The organism is Longimicrobiaceae bacterium (assembly GCA_035696245.1).
Classification (GTDB): Bacteria; Gemmatimonadota; Gemmatimonadetes; order Longimicrobiales; family Longimicrobiaceae; genus DASRQW01.
Genome location: DASRQW010000008.1, coordinates 1 through 4618, shown reverse-complemented (window position 1 = coordinate 4618; position 4618 = coordinate 1). Strand labels below are relative to the sequence as shown.

Here is a 4618-nt window from a genome sequence, read left to right as displayed (position 1 = left end):
GGAGCGTTCGCCTCCGCACCATCTTTATCCATCCCTCCCGGAGGACGAACGATGAAGAAGCTGAAGCTCGCCGTGGACGATCTGGTGGTCGAGACGTTCGCGCCGGCCGTGACGAGGCAGGACGTCGGAACGGTGCACGCGCACGAGTCCGGTCCGTTTACCGACGAGTGCCAGAGCTGCGGCGTGGACACCGGCTGCGGCGGCGCGCATGGCGGCTGCGACAGCCAGTACTGCGCGAGCGCCGGGTGTGGCACCGCCACGTGCTACGCCTACTACACCTGCGCCGGCGCCTACACCTGCGGCGACGGCGAAAGCTGCCGCTACCCCGAGTGCACGGCAGTAGGCGCCATCTGCTGATCGAGGCTCGGGTCATTGCTGCCTGGCACGAGACGGCCACCCTGCTCGATCCGGACGATGTGACGGGCGAGCGGTGCCTCGGTCGATCCGCACCAAATCAGCGTATGGGGCTGGCTGCGATGAGCGAGTAGTGCGGATCCAGGTCGGTAGATGAACGACGGGCGGGCAGCTTCCGAGGAGGCTGCCCGCCCGTTTCTGTTCACCCGAGATCGTTGTCGCGCTTGCCGGAGGTTGCCCGGCGGCGGCGCCTGGCGGGTGAACCCGCGGCAACGACGGCACGACGGGCACCTCCGTGGCCTGCCGCCGGGAGCCGGAGGCGCATCCGCACCCCGGCGGAGCGGGAGAGGTTCACCCCGGAGAGCGTTCGATGCGTTCGAGCACGTCGTCGAGCGGGACGGCGGAGGCGGGGTTCCGGCGGTAAGCCTCGGAGCGGCGACGAAGCTCCTGCATCTGCCGTTCGTTCAGCGGCACCGGCTCCGGATCGTGCGGAGTGTCGGTCTCGATGCTGTCCCGCAGCGGGTCGGATGACGAGTTTTCATCCATGGTTTCCTCGTTCGTCTCGGCGCGGGAAGTCACACACAACTCACTCCGCCTCGCCCTCGGGGCCGGAGCGAATGCGTTCGAGGACGGAGATGGTGGTGCGGAGGCTGGCGGCGTCGATCCAGCCGATGCGCTCCTCGATGGCGCGGTCCAGGTCTGCGTCGATGGAGGCGAGGGTCGCCAGGCCCTGCGCGGTGATCGCGTGGCGGATGGTGCCTTCGATGAGCCCGCGGGTGCGCAGGCGGTGAAGGATGGCGAGCAGCCGGTCGGGCTCGTGGACCATCCGCTCCTCGATGTCGTGCCGGGCATGGCCCTGGGCGCCGGCGCCGCGCAGGATGCGCATCACGTTGTACTCGTCGATGCGAAGCTCCACCGGCTCCAGCACCTTCTCGGTCCACGCGGTGAGGAACCGGGCGGTGCGGTTCACGTTCAGCAGCGTCTCCAGCGCCGGGGACATCGGCTTGGAGATGCGGATCTCGTCCTGCAAGTGTCCGGGCATGCGGCGGTGCTCCAGCGGGTGTCTGATACGAGATGCGGGAGCAAAACATCTGTTCAAACCGCGGACCAGCGCAAGTGCCGGTACGCACCTTCATCGTTGGTCCCGCGCCCTGTCAGCGCCGCGCGTGGCCACCCGCCACGCATCCACCGAACGCCCAAAGTCATTGCGGGCGATGAGAATCCACCGCTTCGTACCGGCCTCCGATCCATCGAGCGCCGCCACCTCGCCCGAAGCCGGGAGGCGTCAGGGCAGCGGGCCGGCGTTCGCGCCGCCGCGGTCGAGCGAGGCGCGGTCCCACTTGGAGAGGTCGGCGGAGGCGTCGTACGTGCTGCGGCAGAAGTCGAGCACGGCGGCGTCGGGATCGGGCGAGCGGCGCGCGGCCTCGTACGGGTAGACGAACTCGCGGAGGGTGGCGTCGTAGCGGGCTTCGGCGGGACGGACGCGGACCTCCGCGTAGCCCGGCGGCTCGGGGTAGGCATAGGCGTAGAAGACGGGCTCGGGCATTCCCGGCCCGCCCGGCCACCAGCCCACGCTGCTCACCTCGTGCGAGTACGCCTCGCGCGCCACCCAGTCGCCCAGGTTGGGGATGCCGCCGGGGTGCTGCGGGGCGCGCCGGCCGGAGAAGCGCGTGACCGCCAGGTCGAAGCTGCCCCAGAAGAAGTGCACGGGGCTGCTCTTGCCGATGAACTCCGCGCGGAAGCGCTGGAGCACCCGGTCCGCGTGCGACAGCGCGCGCCAGAAGCGCGTGGCGGCGGCCGGGTCGTACGAGGCGTGCTGCTCGTCGCGCTCGAACGGGATGGCGTTCTCCACCTCCACCGGCCGCGTCCAGATGCGCACGTGGAAGCCGCACTCGCCCAGCTTCGCCATCACCTCGCCGTAGAAGTCTGCCACCGAGCGCGGCCGCAGCGCGACGGTGCGGATGGCGCCGTGGCTGCCGTGGATGCGCAGCGCGTGGTCGATGAAGTCGAAGTCGATCTGGAAGCTGCGGCCGCCGTACGGGACGGGCGAGGTGGTGAGGCCGCGCGAGGTCACGTAGAGCGGCGTGTGCCACCAGTGGTTGACGGCGGGCGCCTGCGCCAGCCGGATCTTGCCCACGACCTGCGTCCACATGTGCAGCGTGTCGCGCGTGTCCTGCCACTCCGCCAGCGGCAGCGCGGGCCACTCCCCCGCCTCCTCCGGCTCCCGCAGCAGCTGCTCGCTCATCGCCCGCCTTTCGCCTGTGGATAAAAGGACCTCCCGCACCCTCGCTCGCGCATCCGCACCATCATCACGCCTCGGTGGATCGCATCGCCGCGTCTCCATCACCCGTGATCGGTAGATGCACATCTCCCGACCCCGCCGGCTTTCGATCCCTCGCGTCCATCTCCCCGCCGGTTCGTCGCCCGCCATCCACCGAAACGGCTGTCCATCGCCCGTGATCCACCGAACCGCAGTCATCGGCGCCGTCCGTCGAACCACCCTCGGATGAGCGCGAGGCGGCCGATGCGGCGCGGGGGTCAATTCGTGGCGCGCGGGAGGGTCAGCGTGAAGACGGAGCCTTCGCCGGGGACGCTGGAGACGGAGAGGTCGCCCGCCATGGAGCGCGCCAGATCCCGGCTGATGGAGAGGCCCAGACCGGTGCCCTCGACGTTGCTGGTGAGGCCGCGCGAGAGCTGCACGAAGGGCTCGAAGACGGTCTCCAGCTTGTCCGCGGGAATGCCGGCGCCGCTGTCGCGCACCTGCACCTCCACGGTCTCGCCCGTCGCGCGCACGGACACGGAGACGGTGCCGCCGGCGCCGGTGAACTTGATGGCGTTGGAGAGCAGGTTGAGCAGCACCTGCCGCACCTTCTCCGCGTCGGCGCTCACGGCGAGCGACGGGTCCGCGCCCGCGTACTCGTAGCGCAGCTCGCGCGCGGCGAGCTGCGGCGCGACGAGCGGCTCCAGGTTGCCCAGAAGCTCGTGCACCGGAACGCGCTCGATGTGGTACTGCACGCGCCCGGCCTCGATCTTGGCGAAGTTGAGCACGTCGTTGATGAGCGACAGCAGGTGGTGCTGCGAGCGCTGGATGCGGGCCAGGTCCTCGGCCTGCGCGTCGGTGACGGGGCCGTGCACGCCCATCTCGATGATCTGCGCGTACCCGCCGATGGCGTTTAGCGGGGTGCGCAGCTCGTGGCTCATCATGGCCAGGAACTCGGCCTTGGCGCGGTTGGCGGCCACGGCCTCGGCGGCGGCCTCCTCGGCGGCGGCGCGGGCGCGCAGGGCGTCGGCGTGGAGGCGCGCGTTGTCGACCGCGGTGCCCGCGCGGCGGCCCAGCTCGGACGCCATCTCCAGGTCCGGCTGCCCGTAGCGCCGCCCCGACTGCGCGGCGAAGAGCGACATGGCGCCCAGCACCCGCTCGCCCGACGCGAGGGGCACCACGATGGCCGACGCCAGCCCCAGCGCCCGCACGACGGCCAGGTGCCCGGCGTCGCGCGCGCCGGCCTGGAGCATCTCGTCGGTGACCTCCGGGTACAGCTCGGGCCGCCCCGTGCGAACGACCTGGGGGATGCCCGTCTGCGCGTCCGGCAGCGGAGGGTAGCGCCGGTCCATCTCCGCCGCCCACTCCGCCTTCGCGGGGTCCACGTGCCCCACGGCGATCTGCCGCAGCGAGCCGTCGTCGTCCACCACGTGAACGACGCACCAGTCGGCCAGGCGGGGCACGACGAGGCGCGCCAGGGCCTTGAGCGTGGCCTCGTAGTCCAGCGAAGAGGCCAGGATGGCGCTGGCCTCGCCCAGGTAGTGCCGCGCCTCGTCGGCGCGCTTGCGGGCGGTGACGTCGCGCCAGGCGGTGGCGAGGCCGCCGTCGGGCAGCGGGAAGCAGCGGATCTCGGCCCAGGTGCCCGCCTTGGGATAGAACTCCTCGAAGGTGACGGGCACGCCCTCCCGCACGGCGCGCGTCATCTCCACCTCGTAGCGCGTGCCCACCAGGTCCGGGTACTCGTCCCACATCACCCGCCCCACGAGGCCCCGCGGGTCGTGGCCCGCGCGGCTGAAGATGCCGGCGGCGGGCTCGTTCACGTAGCGCCAGCGCCACTGGGCGTCGGTGATCACGAACGGGTCGGGGATGCTGGCGAGGATGGCGCGCACGTCGCGCTCGGCCTGCTCGGCGGCGGCGCGGGCGGCCTCGGCGCCGCGGCTGGCGGCGTGCAGCTCGTCGTTGGTGCGGTGCAGGTCCTCGTTCAGCACCTGCACCTCCTCGATC

The 4618-nt window shown here is 71.5% G+C and carries 5 protein-coding genes; 1 reads left to right on the top strand and 4 read right to left on the bottom strand.

Features of this window, described 5'->3' with window-relative positions; all coding sequences use genetic code 11:
- Positions 1-51: 51 nt before the first annotated feature.
- On the top strand, positions 52-357 hold the full coding sequence (locus VFE05_00290; GenBank protein ID HET6228479.1) for a hypothetical protein: 306 nt from the start codon (positions 52-54) through the stop codon (positions 355-357).
- Positions 358-705: 348 nt separating this feature from the next.
- Here VFE05_00290 and VFE05_00285 read toward each other — a convergent pair whose 3' ends face one another.
- From VFE05_00285 to VFE05_00270, 4 genes are all read right to left on the bottom strand, one after another.
- Entirely contained in the window at positions 706-933 is a 228-nt protein-coding gene (locus VFE05_00285; GenBank protein HET6228478.1) for an addiction module protein, read from the bottom strand.
- Positions 934-940: 7 nt separating this feature from the next.
- Entirely contained in the window at positions 941-1396 is a 456-nt protein-coding gene (locus VFE05_00280) for a hypothetical protein (GenBank protein ID HET6228477.1), read from the bottom strand.
- 243 nt (positions 1397-1639) lie between these two features.
- The gene (locus tag VFE05_00275; protein ID HET6228476.1) at positions 1640-2599 is read right to left on the bottom strand and encodes a DUF5996 family protein; all 960 of its coding nucleotides are present in this window, start codon (positions 2597-2599) and stop codon (positions 1640-1642) included.
- A gap of 293 nt (positions 2600-2892) precedes the next feature.
- On the bottom strand, positions 2893-4618 hold a 1726-nt coding region (locus VFE05_00270), incomplete at its 5' end, for an ATP-binding protein (protein HET6228475.1).

Coding starts and splice junctions, on each gene's coding strand:
- VFE05_00290 (HET6228479.1), top strand. CDS start 52: ATGAAGAAGCTGAAGCTCGCCGTGGACGATCTGGTGGTCGAGACGTTC.
- VFE05_00275 (HET6228476.1), bottom strand. CDS start 2,599: ATGAGCGAGCAGCTGCTGCGGGAGCCGGAGGAGGCGGGGGAGTGGCCC.
- VFE05_00280 (HET6228477.1), bottom strand. CDS start 1,396: ATGCCCGGACACTTGCAGGACGAGATCCGCATCTCCAAGCCGATGTCC.